The organism is Shouchella clausii, assembly GCF_002250115.1.
Lineage (GTDB): Bacteria > Bacillota > Bacilli > Bacillales > Bacillaceae_D > Shouchella > Shouchella clausii.
In genome coordinates, this window is sequence record NZ_CP019985.1 from 3,558,648 (window position 1) to 3,574,483 (window position 15,836).

17 protein-coding genes are annotated in these 15,836 nt (G+C 45.3%); 13 read left to right on the top strand and 4 right to left on the bottom strand.

What is annotated here, in order from left to right:
• Positions 1 to 39 precede the first annotated feature (39 nt).
• Positions 40 to 177 carry a small acid-soluble spore protein P gene (locus BC8716_RS17310; RefSeq protein WP_035201383.1) on the bottom strand — a complete coding sequence of 46 codons (138 nt, stop codon included), beginning with the start codon at positions 175 to 177 and terminating at the stop codon, positions 40 to 42.
• 220 nt (positions 178 to 397) lie between these two features.
• Between BC8716_RS17310 and acnA the strand changes: the two genes are divergently transcribed.
• Positions 398 to 3,115, top strand: coding sequence for an aconitate hydratase AcnA (gene acnA, locus BC8716_RS17315; RefSeq protein ID WP_094427722.1), 2,718 nt, complete (start codon positions 398 to 400; stop codon positions 3,113 to 3,115).
• Between the two features lie 41 nt (positions 3,116 to 3,156).
• On the opposite strand, the gene BC8716_RS22360 is transcribed toward acnA, so the two are convergent.
• On the bottom strand, positions 3,157 to 3,309 hold the full coding sequence (locus tag BC8716_RS22360; protein ID WP_157730478.1) for a hypothetical protein: 153 nt from the start codon (positions 3,307 to 3,309) through the stop codon (positions 3,157 to 3,159).
• Between the two features lie 156 nt (positions 3,310 to 3,465).
• Here BC8716_RS22360 and BC8716_RS17320 point away from each other — a divergent pair, with 156 nt between their 5' ends.
• The 11 genes from BC8716_RS17320 to BC8716_RS17370 all read left to right on the top strand — a co-directional run bounded on the left by BC8716_RS17320 (position 3,466) and on the right by BC8716_RS17370 (position 13,965).
• A complete protein-coding gene (locus tag BC8716_RS17320; RefSeq protein ID WP_011246999.1) occupies positions 3,466 to 3,594 on the top strand; it encodes an FbpB family small basic protein in 129 nt (42 codons plus the stop codon).
• 53 nt (positions 3,595 to 3,647) lie between these two features.
• On the top strand, positions 3,648 to 3,785 hold the full coding sequence (locus BC8716_RS17325; protein WP_035201379.1) for an acid-soluble spore protein N: 138 nt from the start codon (positions 3,648 to 3,650) through the stop codon (positions 3,783 to 3,785).
• A 161-nt stretch (positions 3,786 to 3,946) separates the two neighbouring features.
• A complete protein-coding gene (locus BC8716_RS17330; RefSeq protein WP_094427724.1) occupies positions 3,947 to 5,569 on the top strand; it encodes a CopD family protein in 1,623 nt (540 codons plus the stop codon).
• Between the two features lie 19 nt (positions 5,570 to 5,588).
• Positions 5,589 to 7,808: an AAA family ATPase gene (locus BC8716_RS17335; protein ID WP_095256961.1), complete on the top strand. Its 2,220-nt coding sequence runs from the start codon at positions 5,589 to 5,591 to the stop codon at positions 7,806 to 7,808.
• Positions 7,809 to 8,071: 263 nt separating this feature from the next.
• Entirely contained in the window at positions 8,072 to 8,494 is a 423-nt protein-coding gene (locus BC8716_RS17340; RefSeq protein ID WP_094427728.1) for an acyl-CoA thioesterase, read from the top strand.
• A gap of 322 nt (positions 8,495 to 8,816) precedes the next feature.
• Entirely contained in the window at positions 8,817 to 9,647 is an 831-nt protein-coding gene (gene nadE, locus BC8716_RS17345) for an NAD(+) synthase (protein WP_094429285.1), read from the top strand.
• A gap of 192 nt (positions 9,648 to 9,839) precedes the next feature.
• The gene (locus BC8716_RS17350; protein WP_157730479.1) at positions 9,840 to 10,319 is read left to right on the top strand and encodes a DUF4352 domain-containing protein; all 480 of its coding nucleotides are present in this window, start codon (positions 9,840 to 9,842) and stop codon (positions 10,317 to 10,319) included.
• Positions 10,320 to 10,494: 175 nt separating this feature from the next.
• Entirely contained in the window at positions 10,495 to 11,406 is a 912-nt protein-coding gene (metA, locus tag BC8716_RS17355; protein WP_094427732.1) for a homoserine O-acetyltransferase MetA, read from the top strand.
• Positions 11,407 to 11,470: 64 nt separating this feature from the next.
• Entirely contained in the window at positions 11,471 to 12,313 is an 843-nt protein-coding gene (locus BC8716_RS17360) for an alpha/beta fold hydrolase (protein WP_157730480.1), read from the top strand.
• Positions 12,314 to 12,356: 43 nt separating this feature from the next.
• The gene (locus BC8716_RS17365) at positions 12,357 to 13,583 is read left to right on the top strand and encodes an EAL domain-containing protein (RefSeq protein ID WP_257250522.1); all 1,227 of its coding nucleotides are present in this window, start codon (positions 12,357 to 12,359) and stop codon (positions 13,581 to 13,583) included.
• A 40-nt stretch (positions 13,584 to 13,623) separates the two neighbouring features.
• Positions 13,624 to 13,965, top strand: coding sequence for an iron-sulfur cluster assembly accessory protein (locus tag BC8716_RS17370; protein ID WP_094427736.1), 342 nt, complete (start codon positions 13,624 to 13,626; stop codon positions 13,963 to 13,965).
• A gap of 37 nt (positions 13,966 to 14,002) precedes the next feature.
• Here the strand turns inward: BC8716_RS17370 and BC8716_RS17375 are convergent, their stop codons facing one another.
• Together BC8716_RS17375 and BC8716_RS17380 are read right to left on the bottom strand one after the other, a co-directional pair.
• On the bottom strand, positions 14,003 to 14,320 hold the full coding sequence (locus BC8716_RS17375; RefSeq protein WP_157730481.1) for a YppG family protein: 318 nt from the start codon (positions 14,318 to 14,320) through the stop codon (positions 14,003 to 14,005).
• A gap of 14 nt (positions 14,321 to 14,334) precedes the next feature.
• Positions 14,335 to 14,757: an Hsp20/alpha crystallin family protein gene (locus tag BC8716_RS17380; RefSeq protein WP_157730482.1), complete on the bottom strand. Its 423-nt coding sequence runs from the start codon at positions 14,755 to 14,757 to the stop codon at positions 14,335 to 14,337.
• A 67-nt stretch (positions 14,758 to 14,824) separates the two neighbouring features.
• On the opposite strand from BC8716_RS17380, the gene BC8716_RS17385 reads away from it, so the two are divergent.
• Positions 14,825 to 15,748, top strand: a complete 924-nt coding sequence (locus BC8716_RS17385) for a dipeptidase (RefSeq protein ID WP_094427742.1) — start codon at positions 14,825 to 14,827, stop codon at positions 15,746 to 15,748.
• The last annotated feature ends 88 nt before the right edge of the window (positions 15,749 to 15,836 follow it).

Here is a 15,836-nt window from a genome sequence, read left to right on the forward strand (position 1 = left end):
ATGCAAGCGAAAAAAAAGCGTATGGGCGGACTTTCATCATCATTCGCCATTTGTTTGATTGACTTGGTTGGCTTTTTTTGTTTTGTGTGAGCCACTCAATGGCTCTGGCTGGCCGCTTCCTTGCTTGCCTTTTGGTTGGTTGCGGCGTTGACTTTTAAACGTATGGCGTTCCGTCATAAAACATTCCTCCTTGCTCCTTAGTATAAGGCGGCAACCATTTTTTCTATTCAAATTTAATATTTTTGTCGAAAAAAGATTTAAACTTGGCGCAACTTTTGCTATCCTAATGAAGGGAAATCTTCCTGAATGCCTGTTTGTAAAAGCGCTTACGGATGGGTAAATCTTTAGACAACGCTCTCATAATACGTTATGATAATGCTGATAAGGGGGTCTTTCGATGTCAAAAAAACAAGACGTGTTTAATGCTAAGTCTTCTTTTGACCTGAATGGGAAAACGTACCATTACTATGCGCTTGATGCGCTGGAAAAAGCCGGGATCGGAAAAGTCAGCAAGCTGCCTTACTCCGTTAAAGTCCTGCTTGAATCCGTATTAAGGCAGTACGATGATTATGTCATTAAAAAAGAGCATGTTGAAAACCTAGCAAAGTGGGGCACAAAGGACGTAAAGGAGATCGACGTTCCATTTAAGCCTTCACGTGTTATTCTCCAAGATTTTACAGGTGTTCCGGCAGTCGTCGATTTAGCTGCGCTCCGCAAAGCAATGGCTGACCTCGGAGGAAATCCCGACCAAATCAATCCGGAAATTCCAGTCGACCTTGTCATTGACCACTCTGTTCAAGTGGACAAATTCGGAACAGACGATTCATTGCTCTATAATATGAATTTGGAATTTGAACGCAATGCAGAGCGCTACCAATTTTTAAATTGGGCCAAAAAAGCATTCGACAATTACAATGCCGTTCCGCCAGCAACAGGTATTGTCCACCAAGTGAATTTAGAGTACATTGCTAACGTCGTCCACGCTGTTGAACAGGACGGCGAAACAGTTGCGTTTCCAGACACTTTAGTGGGAACCGATTCCCATACGACCATGATTAACGGTTTGGGTGTACTCGGTTGGGGTGTTGGCGGCATTGAAGCGGAAGCTGGGATGCTTGGACAGCCTTCTTACTTCCCAGTTCCTGAAGTGATTGGCTTGAAATTTACAGGCTCACTGCCAAGTGGGACAACGGCAACTGATGTCGCTTTAAAAGTGACGCAAGTATTGCGGAAAAAGAGTGTTGTCGGTAAATTTGTCGAATACTTTGGCCCTGGCCTTGCTGATATGCCTCTTGCTGACCGGGCGACGATTTCGAATATGGCCCCTGAGTACGGTGCGACTTGTGGCTTCTTCCCAATCGACGAAGAGGCGTTAAATTATTTGCGCCTGACAGGACGCTCTGAAGAGCAAATTGATTTGGTTCGCACGTACTGCAAAGCGAACGGCATGTTCTATGTCCCTGGTGAAACGCCTGATCCTGTTTACACAGATGTGGTGGAAGTGGATCTGTCTGAGATCCATGCCAACTTGTCTGGCCCTAAGCGCCCACAAGATTTGATCGAGCTACCAGACATGCAAAAGTCTTTCCAAGATGCCGTCGTTGCGCCAGCAGGAAACCAAGGACTTGGTCTTTCAAAAGATGAATTCAATAAAACCGTTGAAGTCAACTTTGCCGATGGCCGCAAAACGACAATGAAAACGGGTGCTGTAGCGATTGCTGCTATTACGAGCTGTACAAATACATCTAACCCATATGTGCTTGTAGCCGCAGGACTTGTTGCCAAAAAAGCGAGCGAGCTAGGTTTGAAAGTGCCTGAGTACGTGAAGACATCACTAGCGCCTGGTTCTAAAGTGGTAACAGGCTATTTGAATGATTCTGGCTTGATGCCTTATCTAGAAAACCTCGGCTTCCATTTAGTTGGATACGGCTGTACTACATGTATCGGAAACTCTGGCCCGCTTGAAGAAGAAGTGGAACAAGCAATTGCAGACAATGATTTGACCGTAACGTCTGTCCTGTCTGGAAACCGTAACTTTGAAGGGCGCATCCATCCGCTTGTAAAAGCGAACTATTTGGCATCGCCGCCGCTTGTTGTTGCTTATGCATTGGCAGGCACAGTTGATGTGGACCTTTTAAATGACCCAATTGCCAAAGACAAAGACGGCAATGATGTCTATTTTAACGATATTTGGCCAACGTCAGATGAAGTCCGGACAATTGTTGATAAAACCGTTACACCTGAGCTATTCCGCCGTGAATATGCAGATGTGTTCACGAGCAATGAACGTTGGAATCAAATCAACACGACGGACGACGCTCTTTACCAGTGGGATGACGATTCAACTTATATTGCCAACCCGCCGTTCTTTGAAGGGCTTGCCAAAGATCCAGAAGAAGTGAAACCACTTAATGGCTTGCGTGTAATTGGCAAATTTGGTGACTCAGTCACAACGGACCATATTTCTCCAGCTGGAGCGATTGGCAAAAATACGCCAGCAGGTCAGTATTTGATGGAAAAAGGCGTTAAACCAAAAGACTTTAACTCATATGGCTCTCGCCGAGGCAACCATGAAGTCATGATGCGTGGCACGTTCGCCAATATCCGCATTCGTAACCAAATCGCTCCAGGCACAGAAGGCGGCTACACGACTTATTGGCCGACTGGGGAAGTGATGTCTATTTATGATGCAGCTATGAAATACAAGGAAGACAATACGGGCCTTGTCATTCTAGCCGGCCAGGATTACGGCATGGGTTCTTCTCGTGACTGGGCAGCCAAAGGTACGAACTTGCTCGGCATCAAAACGGTTATTGCCGAAAGCTATGAGCGTATTCACCGTTCCAACTTGGTGCTCATGGGCGTGTTGCCTCTTCAATTTAAAGCAGGCGAAAGTGCAGAATCCCTTGGCCTGACAGGAAAAGAGACGATTTCTGTCGCCATTTCCAACGATATAAAACCACGGGATTATGTGACAGTGACGGCTGTTAGCGAAGATGGCAAGAAAACAGAATTCGAGGCGCTTGTTCGTTTCGATAGCGATGTAGAAATCGATTACTATCGCCATGGTGGTATTTTGCAAATGGTGTTACGTGAAAAATTGGCTACCGTGTAATAAATGAAAAACTGCCTGACTCTCAGGCAGTTTTTTTATTATCACCGATTCATGCTTTTATTAGCAGCAGGACGAGGGCGCTGGTCGTGATGATTGCTTTTTTGTGCCATCCAAGAAAGAAAATGCTGTTCTTTTTCAGACAACGGCCGTTGCAATTTTGTTTCAAAAAGTTGTTCAAGTTCCTTTTTTTCCATGATATTCACCCTTTTTTTGTTGTAATGGTTTACTTATATGAACAAGGTGGCTGTCGTAGACGTCCATCGGAGCAGAAAGTGAAAAAAATGGCGAATGGCAATGGTTTAAAAAGTGAGAATTCAGGTAATAGTAATAGAAAAAAGAGGTGAACAACGATGAGGCGAGTAGGGAAAGTATCTTTTGCTGAATTGGTGCGGCAAAACCGTGAGCGTCTTACTCAAGATCGGGAAGCAATGGAGCGTTTGGAAGCACGGTTTGAACAAAAACACTCAATGCCAAAATAAGGAAGCCTCAGTGGGCGTTGCATTGGGCAAGCTAAACCCATGGAGGGGATCACATGGGAGACAACAATCGGTTTGCCCAATTTACGCCTGACCACTTAGGCGAACAATCACGCAAATCAGATCGGAACAACGGCAAGAAAATGGCCAACAAGTCCAATGAACAGCCGAACTATGTTCCTCCAAAAGGGTAGTTCCACTAAGTAACACTTAGTCGACCACATCACACAGATGGGGCTGCAGCCGCCAAAATTGGCGGCTTTTTTGACGTTTTTCGCTCAGTTTGAGCGCTTTGCTATTCATGGCCACAACAGGTTGCTATGATGGGGGTAGAGATTTTTAATGGGGGAGAGACATGATTGAAGCAATCTTAAATATGCTGCTCTATACGCTTTTGGCGTTTGCGACAGGGGTTTTTACTGTCGCTCTTGCTCCGGGCGAACGGGGGCTCCGTGCCGAACCAAAACAACAAACGGCTGCGCTGCTGTTAGGTGGGATTGTTGTTGTTTTATTCGGCTATGTGGCTAAATTGGCAGTTACTTATGCCGATTTTTTCGATATTTCCTACCTTGATGCGCTTATGACCGTCATTGCTGACCATGCCGTTGGCGCTAGTTTTCTATATGGGAGCTTGATTGTCGTACTCATGGCTGTTGTATGGCTAGCAATGGCAAAGATACGAGCACTGCGGCCTGTTGCCGCAGGTATCAATCTTGTGTTCATTGTTTTGCTGATATTTGCAATCAGCCTGTCAAGCCATAGTGCTTCTCTAAACGGTTTGCACGGGATGATTAGCAGTAGTCTCCATATGGTGGCGATGGCTTTTTGGATTGGGCCATTGCTCGTCATCGGTCTTTATGGAACGTCACTTGTCAATGCGTTAAAGTTTCACCAATGGTTTTCGGTTGTGGCTGTTTTTAGTTTGCTATTACTTGTAACAAGTGGCTTTATTATGATGGGTGAAATTGCACCAGAGTATGTGAATAGCTGGATGCTGTCGTATGGCCAATTGTTGCTCATCAAGCACATTCTCTTTATTCCGTTGCTTGTCTTTGGGTTTCGGCATTTGCTATCTTTAAGCGGAAAAGGGGCCAAGCTATCGCTCGCTGAAAGACAAAAATCCTTTCGGGCTGAAGGGGTGATTGCGCTTATCGTTTTCATAGTGACTTCCTGGCTAACCGAAACAGAGCCGCCTCATAATGTATTGCGGACGTTGCAAAACGAACCGATGAGCCCATTAATGGACTGGTTCTTGCAAGAACCTTTGTTAGAAAACCAGCTGATCTCGTTTTCTCCAGGAATTGGCGGCGTCTTGTTGCTCGTCGCATCAGCGATCCTGCTTATAGGCGCCTTAGTTGCAGCATGGTGGTTTAAAAAGACAGTGATCGTCGGAATGCTGTTAGCCGTATGGACACTTGTCACTTACAGCGGGCTTATGATTAGCGCTGGCCCTGGCGACATTCCAGTGAACTTGACGGTGCATGATACGATTGAAGAGGCGATTGCGGTCGGCCATGAAAACGAACAAGTAGAGTTATTGGCCGTATTTGAAGAGGAACAAGAAGAAGTTTTTGCTGTTTACCAAATTAATGAACGCCATTTAGCGGCGGAACGGTTGAAAGTGGAAGACGATGGCTACCGCAAGTATTTGGATGCTTCCGTCGAAATTGAAAACGGCTTTTTAACAGGCGGTGACCAATTTATGGACACATTTATGTTTACCACAAATGATTGGGTAGACAATGAACGGGCAAGTACGTATGTTTCTTTAGGGTATGCAGACAAAGACATTGAATCTGTGGAAATTGAGCTTGATGGCGAAAGGCGTGAGGCGAACGTCAAAAACCATGTCTTTATCCATGTAGAATCGACCAATGAAACGTTTCCAGAGGCCCATCGCTACTTAATCAACCCGATTAATGGCAAGGATGTCGAAGTGGAAAAACGCCAATTTATCCACGAAGGGCATTCCCATTAATAGAAAGGAAGGAACTAGCGTGGCGCAAGACAGACAACAATCCATCCAGGCAGAAGCCGCGCTCTGGCGGAAACGTTTGGCAAGAAACGACGCAACCGAGCCCATGTCTGCCAATGAACTCGTTGAGCTAGCGCGGTACCGGTTCGAGCGGCACAAACAGATTGACTCGTTTGTGTACCAATGGTTAAAAGAAGCGGAGGAAATGGGCGCTTCTAAGCAAATTGTCAACCTGCTGAAGCAGCGTGGTCAAGCAACAGAGTGGGTAGAAGCTGAACTGATCCCGAAACAATGGCCACACCTCCGCGAAACCGACCAACTCCGCGGCAAACAACAAGCAATTGCTCGCATTCAAGAACAAGCAGACCGGTTTCTGGCAAATTGGGAGCAGACGGAATTGGCTGGAAATGGGGAACTTGAGGACGTTGCCAGCGCATTTTTCGATCAAGCGCAAGCTCTTGCTGATACAGCTTCACAACTGCTTGAAAGCTTTCAAGGTCAATACTATTCGAAGCCATTGTTTCAAACGCTAAAACAACTTGTGGTTGGGGCGACAACACTTGGGCAGCGATTTTATGAACAGGCTGCTAAATTAGCCAAGTCGCAAGAACATCAGTCTGCTTTAGCTGAGCTCGATGAGATGGTCGGCCTTGCAGACGTGAAGGCAAGGATTCATAAACTGTACGTGTTTTTAAAGTACCAACAGGAACGGAAAAAGCGTGGACTGCAAACAAAGCAGTTGCTTAATTTGAATATGATCATGACAGGAAACCCCGGAACAGGAAAAACAACTTTAGCAAGGCTGCTTGCTAAAATTTATTATGAGTTGGGCATTCTCTCTAAACCAGAAGTGTATGAAGTAGACCGAGCCCAACTGGTTGCTGGCTATGTCGGGCAAACAGAAGAGCAAACAATGGCAGCAATTGAGCGTGCTGCTGGCGGCGTCCTCTTTATTGACGAAGCATACAGTTTAAAACGAGCTGGTCAAGGAGGCAATGATTACGGGCAAGCGGTTATTGATACGCTTGTATCGGCGATGACAAGCGGCAAGTATGCAGGAAATTTTGCCGTTATCCTAGCAGGCTACCCAAAAGAAATGGCTACGTTTATACGTTCCAACCCAGGGCTAAGGAGTCGTTTTCCAGAACAAAATCAACTTCATTTGCAAAACTACACGGAAAGTGAATTGCTGGATATAGCTGAAACGATAGCGCTGGAAAACGACTTTATTTTCACCGAACAAGCCTTAAAAAAAGTATCAGCGGAAATTGAACGGGCAAAAATCGACCAGTCGTTTGGCAATGCTCGTGTTGTCGAAAACATTGTCCGTGCCGCTATTTTTGAAAAAGGGGCTTCTGGCAGTGGCGAGTCAGAGGCAGATTTGGTATTGCTTGATGAAACGCATATTCAATCGACAGCGCCTCAACGGGCCGCGGATGCTCTTTCACGCCTTGATGCACTTATCGGGCTCGAAGAAGTGAAGCGAGAAGTAAAAAAACTGACTGCGTACGCGAAAGTAAAAGAAGCACGGCGTGACATCGGCTTAGCCGTACCGCCTATGCCGCTCCATACAGTGTTTTCAGGGGCTCCTGGCACAGGGAAAACGACAGTAGCCAGGCTTTATGCGGAAGCACTAAACCAAATTGGTTTGTTGAAAAAGGGCCATGTAGTCGAAGTTTCTCGCAGCGATCTCGTTAGCGGGTTTGTAGGGCAGACGGCATTGAAAACAGAGAGAGTGATTGAAGATGCCCTTGGCGGCGTTTTGTTTATTGATGAAGCGTATTCTCTGGCGCAAGGCGGCGCGAATGACTATGGCAAGGAAGCGTTGACCGCATTAACGCAAGCAATGACGACCCATGAAGCCAACTTAGTTGTCGTCTTTGCTGGCTATGGCAAAGAAATGGCGCAGCTGTTAACAAGCAATCCAGGTCTCCAATCGCGCGTGCGCAAAACCATCCATTTTCCAGATTATACGCCCGACGAACGATACGAGATGCTACTCACCAAAGCAAAAAGCTATCGGTATGAATGGTCGCAACCAGCACTTGATCTTCTAAAAGGCCATTTTAAATCAGCGAATAGGGGAGGCAATGGCCGCTACGTCATGAAAGTGTTTGAAGCCATCATCCAAGAGCAGGCTCTGCGTGTGGCCCATATAGAGGTTGGCCAACCTGGATTTATGCGAATTGAGAAAGAAGATGTAGAGCGAGCATTGTCAACCAACGAGCATGAACGTCTATAGCAATAGCCCCTCTAGCGTATCGCTTTAGGGGCTATTGCTTTACTGCGAAAACGAGTTATGTGCAAAAAAGGGGTTTAGTTGTTTGGCGAACGGTTATTTATAAAATAGTGGAGAGATAGAAGGATGATAGGACTATGACCTTTTGCTTATACTGGCGCTTTAAGGGCAAAGTGGAGCGGAAATGTTTTTAGGAATAGAGCGACCTGTGTTATACTGATGGAAAACTTGAGTAAAGGGTTTGGTGGGAGAAAGGAGGGGAAGTAGTGGCCCATAAAGTGCAAACAAAAATTGTCCCTCAGTATGCTGACACCGACATGATGGGCGTCGTATACCATGCAAACTACTTGAAATATTTCGAACTTGGTCGTACCGCTTATATTGAAGATGCCGGTTACAGTTACGTAAAGATGGAGGAAGATGGCTACTTTGCTCCTGTGTATGATGTGCAAGCAACTTACCGCAAAGCGCTTCGCTACGGAGATACGGCAATCGTGGAGACGCGTCTTTCCCTAAATGACGGCGTTAAAACCGTTTATGCCTACGATATTACGAACCAAAACGGGGAGCTATGTGTAACAGGGTCGACGACACATGTGATTGTGAAAAAAGACACGTTCAAGCCAGTTCCTTTTAAACGGGCGTTCCCTGAGTGGTACCAACGTTATGAAGAGTTGAAGGAGCAATAAAATGGCGTTTGGCATTAACCGTACGGAACTAGAAGGCTGGAAAGCGAAAGCACGGGCAGGGGAAATTGCGTTTCTGACCCATTATTGGCACGACCCGCGCTTTCCACAGGCGACTACTGTTACGAAGGCCGCTTGCGTCGATGTCTCTAAGTTAATTGAATGGGGCAAAACGTACGGATTAAACCCACAGTGGATCGACAATCGCAACGAGTTTCCCCATTTCGACTTGCTTGGGGAAAAGCAAGTCGCCATTTTAGCAGCCGAGGGGAAATTAGACGATTTGCTCCGTTTCCATAAGCAACTTTACAACATTGGAGGTCTTATGATGAAAGTAAACCAAGATTCCATTCGCCGTGACTTACATACGAAAGCAGACATTGATCCAAAAGAAGAAATTCGCACGCGCGTTGACTTTTTGAAGAACTACACCCGAAAAGCAGGGACAAAAGGATTTGTACTCGGCATCTCGGGAGGCCAGGATTCTACGCTGGCAGCAAAACTTGCGCAAATGGCAGTAGATGAGCTCAATCAGGAAGCTCCAGGGACATACCAATTTCATGCCGTTCGTTTGCCTTATGGCGTTCAGCACGATGAAGAAGATGCGCAAGTGGCGCTGTCGTTTATTAGCCCCGATAAGATCCATACGGTGAACATTAAGCCAGCTGTTGATGCTGCCGTTGCCTCTTTTGTAGAAGCGACAGGAGAAGAGCTGTCTGGGTTTATAAAAGGCAATACGAAAGCGCGGGAACGGATGAAAGTCCAATTTGATTTGGCAGCCCACTACCAATGCCTTGTACTTGGTACCGACCACGCTGCCGAAGCGGTAACTGGGTTTTTTACGAAATTTGGCGATGGAGCTTGTGATGTCATTCCGTTATATGGGCTGACAAAGCGACAAGGCAAAGCGCTGCTCCAAGAACTTGGGGCGCCAGAGGCACTGTACCAAAAAGTCCCGACAGCCGATCTTGAAGACGACAAACCAGGGTTGCCTGACGAAGAAGCCCTTGGCATGACGTATAAGCAAATTGATGATTATTTGGAAGGCAAGCCCATTGACAGCGCCATACAGGAAAAATTAGAAAAGCGTTATGCAGCAACAGCGCATAAACGCAAAGACCCGGTAAGTGTATATGATACGTGGTGGAAAGACTGATCGAACACGCTTGTCAAATCGCGGCAAACGACAATGTATGCGAGCGTTTGGCTACAGTCTGGGAAAGGCTAAAGGTCTTTCTCCCGCTTCTTCTTGTTATGCTTTATGCTGTACAAATCAGACATGACGAGCGTACGAGGTTCATATAAATAGGGTTGTATGAGCATGTATGATAGGGAGAGAAGGAAAAAGATGAAAGAAAAAGTGCTAGTATTGCTAGGCTTGATTGTTTGTCTTTTGTTGATTGTCGGTTTTGCGACGAACGGCCTTTCAAAACCAGAAACGGTCCAAGGCAACGCATCTGATCAAGAAGAGAGCAAACATGAGTCGCAAGAGATCAGTGATATCGAGATTACGTTAAATGGTTATTCTGTAAAAGAGGAGAACGAGGAAGAACTGTTAGTTAAAGTCGATTTAACGATTGAAAACAAACGGGAGTCGACCGTTAATTTTTCGTTGATGAATTTGACATTAATGGACAGTGAACATTATGCGTATAGCCATGAATCAAATGTAGAAACAAAGGGCATTCTCGGTGGCCAAATTTCTCCAGGGCGGTCTGTAAGTGGCGAAGTGGCCTTTATTGTCCCGAAAGATACTTCTTATGAACTCGTTTATACGGATCATTTTCGGACGGGCCAATTGTTTTTTCCAATTGAAGTAACGGACTAGGGCTATGCGAATGCATAGCCTTAGGCTGTAGACAAACGTTCGCATACGTTGTCGTGTGGCAAGCGTTTTCTTTGTCTGACGAGGATATGGACTCTTTCGACGCCATCACTATTCTTGAAACACTGTCCTTATTGCGTTAAGATGGTTAAAAACAAAGATGCGGGAGCGAGTTGCCATGCCGATAAAAATTCCAGACCACTTACCTGCGAAGGAAATTCTGTTAAAAGAGAATATTTTTATAATGGATGAAAGTCGGGCATACACACAAGATATCCGGCCATTGAAAATTTGTATTTTAAACTTAATGCCGACTAAACAAGAAACCGAAACGCAATTGCTGCGGCTGTTAGGAAACACGCCTTTGCAAGTCGATGTTTCTTTGTTGCATCCAAGCACCCATTCGCCGCGCAATACATCAAAAGAACATTTGAATCTTTTTTATAAAACCATTGATGAAGTGAAACAACAAAAATTTGACGGAATGATTATTACGGGGGCCCCAGTAGAGACGTTGCCTTTCCACGATGTAAATTACTGGAATGAAATGACGTCTATCCTTGATTGGACGACAACCAATGTCACGTCGACTTTACATATTTGTTGGGGTGCCCAAGCTGGTCTTTACCACCATTACGGCATTAAGAAAAAGCCGCTTACGACAAAGCTTTTTGGTGTCTATTCACATAAGCTAGAGGTGAAAAACGTCAATTTGCTACGGGGCTTTGACGATGTTTTTTATGCGCCTCATTCTCGCCACACCACGGTTAGCCGTGAAGACATTGAGCGCGTTGATGAGCTGATCGTTTTAAGCTCTTCGGAAGAGGCGGGTGTCTATATAGCCTCTTCTAAAGATGGGAAGCGTGTATTTGTCATGGGCCACTCTGAATATGATGCGCATACACTAAAACAAGAATACGAACGCGACGTAAAACGTGGGATTGCCTGTGATCCGCCGTTTAATTATTTTCCAGAAGGCAATGTCGATGCCCTCCCACCTTTGCAATGGCGCGCCCATTCGAATTTGTTGTTTTCTAATTGGCTTAATTACTACGTATATCAAGAAACCCCATACCATTTAGAGGATTAAAAACCGAGCAATCGGTTTTTTTTCGTGTTCGTGCGAAACACTAATCAAAAAGGGAGGGCTGATTGTGCAAAAGGTTCGGCCAGATCGCGCTTCGTATCTATACATCCAGGGAGCAAGCGTTTATTTTGAATACTACCGTTGCCAAGCGCAAGAAGCAAAAGGAACGTTGCTTTTGTTGCATGGTTTTTTAGCGTCATCAGCCTGTTTTCATCAATTGGTTCCTTATTTACACAAGGATTATCACCTGATCAGTTGTGATTTACCTGTGTTTGGCCGCTCAAGTAAGGCACCAGGAACGGTCTATTCTCTTTCTGGTTATGCCCATCTTGTCGTTGAATTGGCAGCTAGGCTTGGCCACGCCTATGTGACAATTGTTGGCCATTCGATGGGCGGACAAGTGGCGTTACATGCGGCCAAAGCATTCCCTGGCCAAATTGAACGCCTTGTGCTGTTGGCGAGTTCTGGTTATTTACAACGTGTTAAAAGAACATACCGCGCTATATCGTATTTGCCTTTTGCGGCTCCGGCCATTTACGCAGCCATTCGCCGCCAAGATGTGCGCGCCTTTTTATGTGAAGCTGTTTACGATAAGCGGGTAGTCACGAAAGCAATGGTTAATGCTTACACTTTGCCTCTTAGCGACGCCTCGATTGGCAAGGGACTGACCCTACTTGCACGGCACCGGGAAGGTGATTTAACGTCAGCAGAACTGCACACTATTGCCAAGCCTTGTTTAATCATCAACGGACGAGAAGACCCTGTTATTCCTGTGCAAACAAGTGTGCGTTTAGCAAAAGACTTAGCCAACAGCAAACTCATTTTGCTAAAGCGTTGTGGCCATTTGTTGCCAGAGGAAAAACCTAGCCTTATAGCAAAACATATGAAACGGTTTCTGAGAAAGACATAAGCGCGTTTTGAACGATAAGAGTATGGTACAATGGGGAGGAGAGGTGATTCCATTGGACCCGCTAGATATTATGATGAACAAGAACCGGGTTATCCCTTTTTTTCTTCCGATCGTAAGTGCAGACAAACAGCAAGTGGTTGGCTATGAAGTCCAGCCTTATTGGATGGAGGCAAATGAACGGATCAAGTTGAACTGTTTTTTCGAAGATAGAAGCATTCCTAGCGAATACCGCCTCGAACTAGAAGACGATTTGCAAAAAAAAGCAATTGACTTGTACACTGCCGAAAACGGGAAAAAAATGCTTTACTTCAATTATGATGTCAGGCTATTAAAAAAACAAGCAGGTCAGATGCTGTTGGACCGGCTGGAATCAATGCAGCAACTTGGCATCCCCTTAAAGCGCGTCATTGTCAACATTTTGTGTGAACATAGCGTTGAAGAGCTGCTGGAAGTCAAACATACGATGGTCTATATGCAAAGCTTAGGCGTGCAGCTTGCAGTGAATGCCGATTATTCAGCGGCCAACCAACTGGAGTTGTTCACAAAGCTAAAGCCGAATGTTATTTGCGTCAACTGCTCGTTTCTAGAAGAAAATTTGTTGCCAGGGCTGTATCGAGATGTCCATCAGCCGTTGGCTCTTTTCGCCCGCAAAATTGGCGCGACCCTTTTGTTTCAAGGGGTTGAAACGTTTGCACAGTTTAATTATGCGTGGCGCAGCGGTGGGCGCTACTACCAAGGCCCTTATTTCCAACAAGCGACTAAAGGGTTTGTCGACGAAAACAGCTTTAAAGACAAATTAAAAAAAGATATGCATCACTTTATCCACTATGAAAGAGAAAAAATGAAGGCCCAGTTTACGCTGTCTAACCAATTGTCGCAAACATTAAAACAAGCAATGAAGGACTTGAAACAAGACCAAGGCTACGATGAAATTGTTTTAAACGTGGCAAAAGCGTTAAATGCTTATACATTCCGCGTCTACATTTGCGATGAAGACGGCATCCAACAATCAGCCAATGCAGAAAAAGATGCAGAAGGAAATTGGCTACTTTTGAAAGAAAGCCGCGCTAAAAACTGGAGCTGGCGCCCTTATTTTCTTGAGAACATTGTGCGGATGAATGTAGAGAAAAAAGGGATTTTATCGGATTTATATACAGACATTGAACGAGATGAGCAAATCCGAACTTATTCTTATCCGCTTAACGATAAGCTTTATGTTTTTGTTGACATTCCTTATGCATTTTTGTTTGAACAAAATGGATTGTTGTAAAGCATCGAGCGGATTAAGTGAGCTTCAGGAAGGAGAAGGAATGAACGTTTCGATAACAGCTGCAGCCCATACTTATTTAAGCGAACGAGGGCATGAAGTCATCCGTATTGCCGCCAAGGATACGTATGAATGTAGCACAATGGTGGAGTACTTTATCCAAGAAGGAATCGTGGAAGCAGGCGATCAAACTGTTGACGTTGAAGGTCTTACGGTGATTTATAACGAAAAAGCAGAAGCGGAAATGGGGAACGAAATTAAAGTAGACTATGTACCATCACAAGGACTAAAGTTAATGGCACCAACAGGAGTGCTTGCCTATGCCCAGCGAGTCCGCTCAAGCTCCATGCCAGCAGAAGGTGGCGGCAGCCGCTGTGGGCGATAAGGCATTTGTGCCAGGCAGCACTTTAGCCTGGCACGTGCTATCTAGTGAAAAAACTGCTAATTCTTGATACATACGGCGACACTTGCTGGAATGTTTTTACAAATTTATCGACTGAAGTGGCTGTTCGGGAGAGGTCAAATTTTCCTTCATCGTCTGTAAATGGAGCTGTCCAGATCGACTTCTTTTTAGGCGCCGCCTGTTGCGGGAATCCACTTTGCTGGAACGGCTGTGGCATTTGGCGATAAGGTCGGCGCTGATATGGGGGATGTTGAAAACCAGGCTGTTGCCGTTGCAAAAACGCCTGATTGTGGTGGCTCATCTGCTGATGATAGGGACGTCGTGGCGCAGGAAACATGGCATAGCCTCCTTTCATTTAATCGAAATCGTTTTCCGCTTTCCTTTAATGACGATGCGGAGCAATCCATTTTCGTAATGGGCATGAATGTCCTCTTCATTAAAAGGAAATGGGACAGGAATTGCGCGCTCGCTTTTGGAAGAAGCATGTTGTTTGGTGATTAGTTTCGTCTCGTCATCGATTGTCGTGACTTCACTGTTGTGATGAACACGGATAATAAGCGCTTGCCGCAGCGATTCCAACTCAATTTGCTCTTTTTTGATTCCTGTAAGTTCGGCCTCTATCACAAAACGGTCTGGTTCTTCTTTTATACGTACCGGTATGGAGGGGCCAAACAATTGTGTTGAAAAGTTCCGAAATGCCGATTGAAAAAACTGATCGATTGACGCCATAAAGTCATGGCCGCCCCCTGGCTTCCGTGGGAAATGTTCAGACATCATCAAACCTCCATCCCTTTTAACTGCTCTATAATATGAGAGAAGGGAAAGAAAGGTGATTTGAGACATGAAGATAATTGATACACACTGCGATGCTCTTTATAAACTGTGGCGTGATGAGGGCAAAGCGTTTGCCGATGACGAAGACATCGCGACAAATGCAGCAAGGTTAAAACAAGGGAATGTGTTTGTTCAGTTTTTTGCGATTTGGGTGCCATCAACTGTTCCGCAAGAATCAAAATTTCAAGTGGTGCAAAAGCAAATCAATGCATTCTATGAGCGTGTCCTTGCTGTGCCTAACATGAAGGCGATTCGCTCATTGGATGAAGTTGCTTCCTTAAAAGAGGGGGAAATTGGCGCTGTCCTTGCTTTAGAGGGGATGGATGCCTTAGGAACAGATATGGGCAAATTGGAATGGTTGTATGAGAAAGGGGTTTCCTCCATTGGCTTAACATGGAATGACGCCAATTTATGCGCCGATGGTATTGGTGAAATGCGAGGCGCCGGACTAACCGAATTTGGCAAAAAAGTGATCGCATTGAATAACAAACACCATGTGCTAAATGATGTGTCCCATTTGAGTATTGCTGCTTTTTGGGATGTCCTTGAATGTTCAAAAAGAACGATTGCCAGCCATTCAAATGCGTATGCTGTTTGCCGTCATCCCCGCAATTTGCACGATGACCAAATCGATGCACTAATTGCAAGTGACAGTTTCATTGGCGTCGTGTTCTATCCTACTTTTATAAAAAGCGAGCTGGGCGCTTCTATTCGCGATCTCATTTGTCATATCGACCACATAGCAAGCCGGGGCGGGGTCGCCCATATCGGTTTTGGTTCAGACTTCGATGGTATTTCTATTCATGTTGACAAGTTAGAGCACGCTGGCATGTATGAACATTTAGTGAATGAACTATTAAAACATTATAAGGAAGCGGAAGTCGAAGGGTTTTGCAACAGAAATTTCATTGAAAAAGCAATAGGCGGATAAAACGTTGGAAGATATCAACTGCGCTAGTACGAAATTCTCTATTTTTACTGGTCGAGGCTAAACCGCTACGAGAGAAGCGCCGATATAT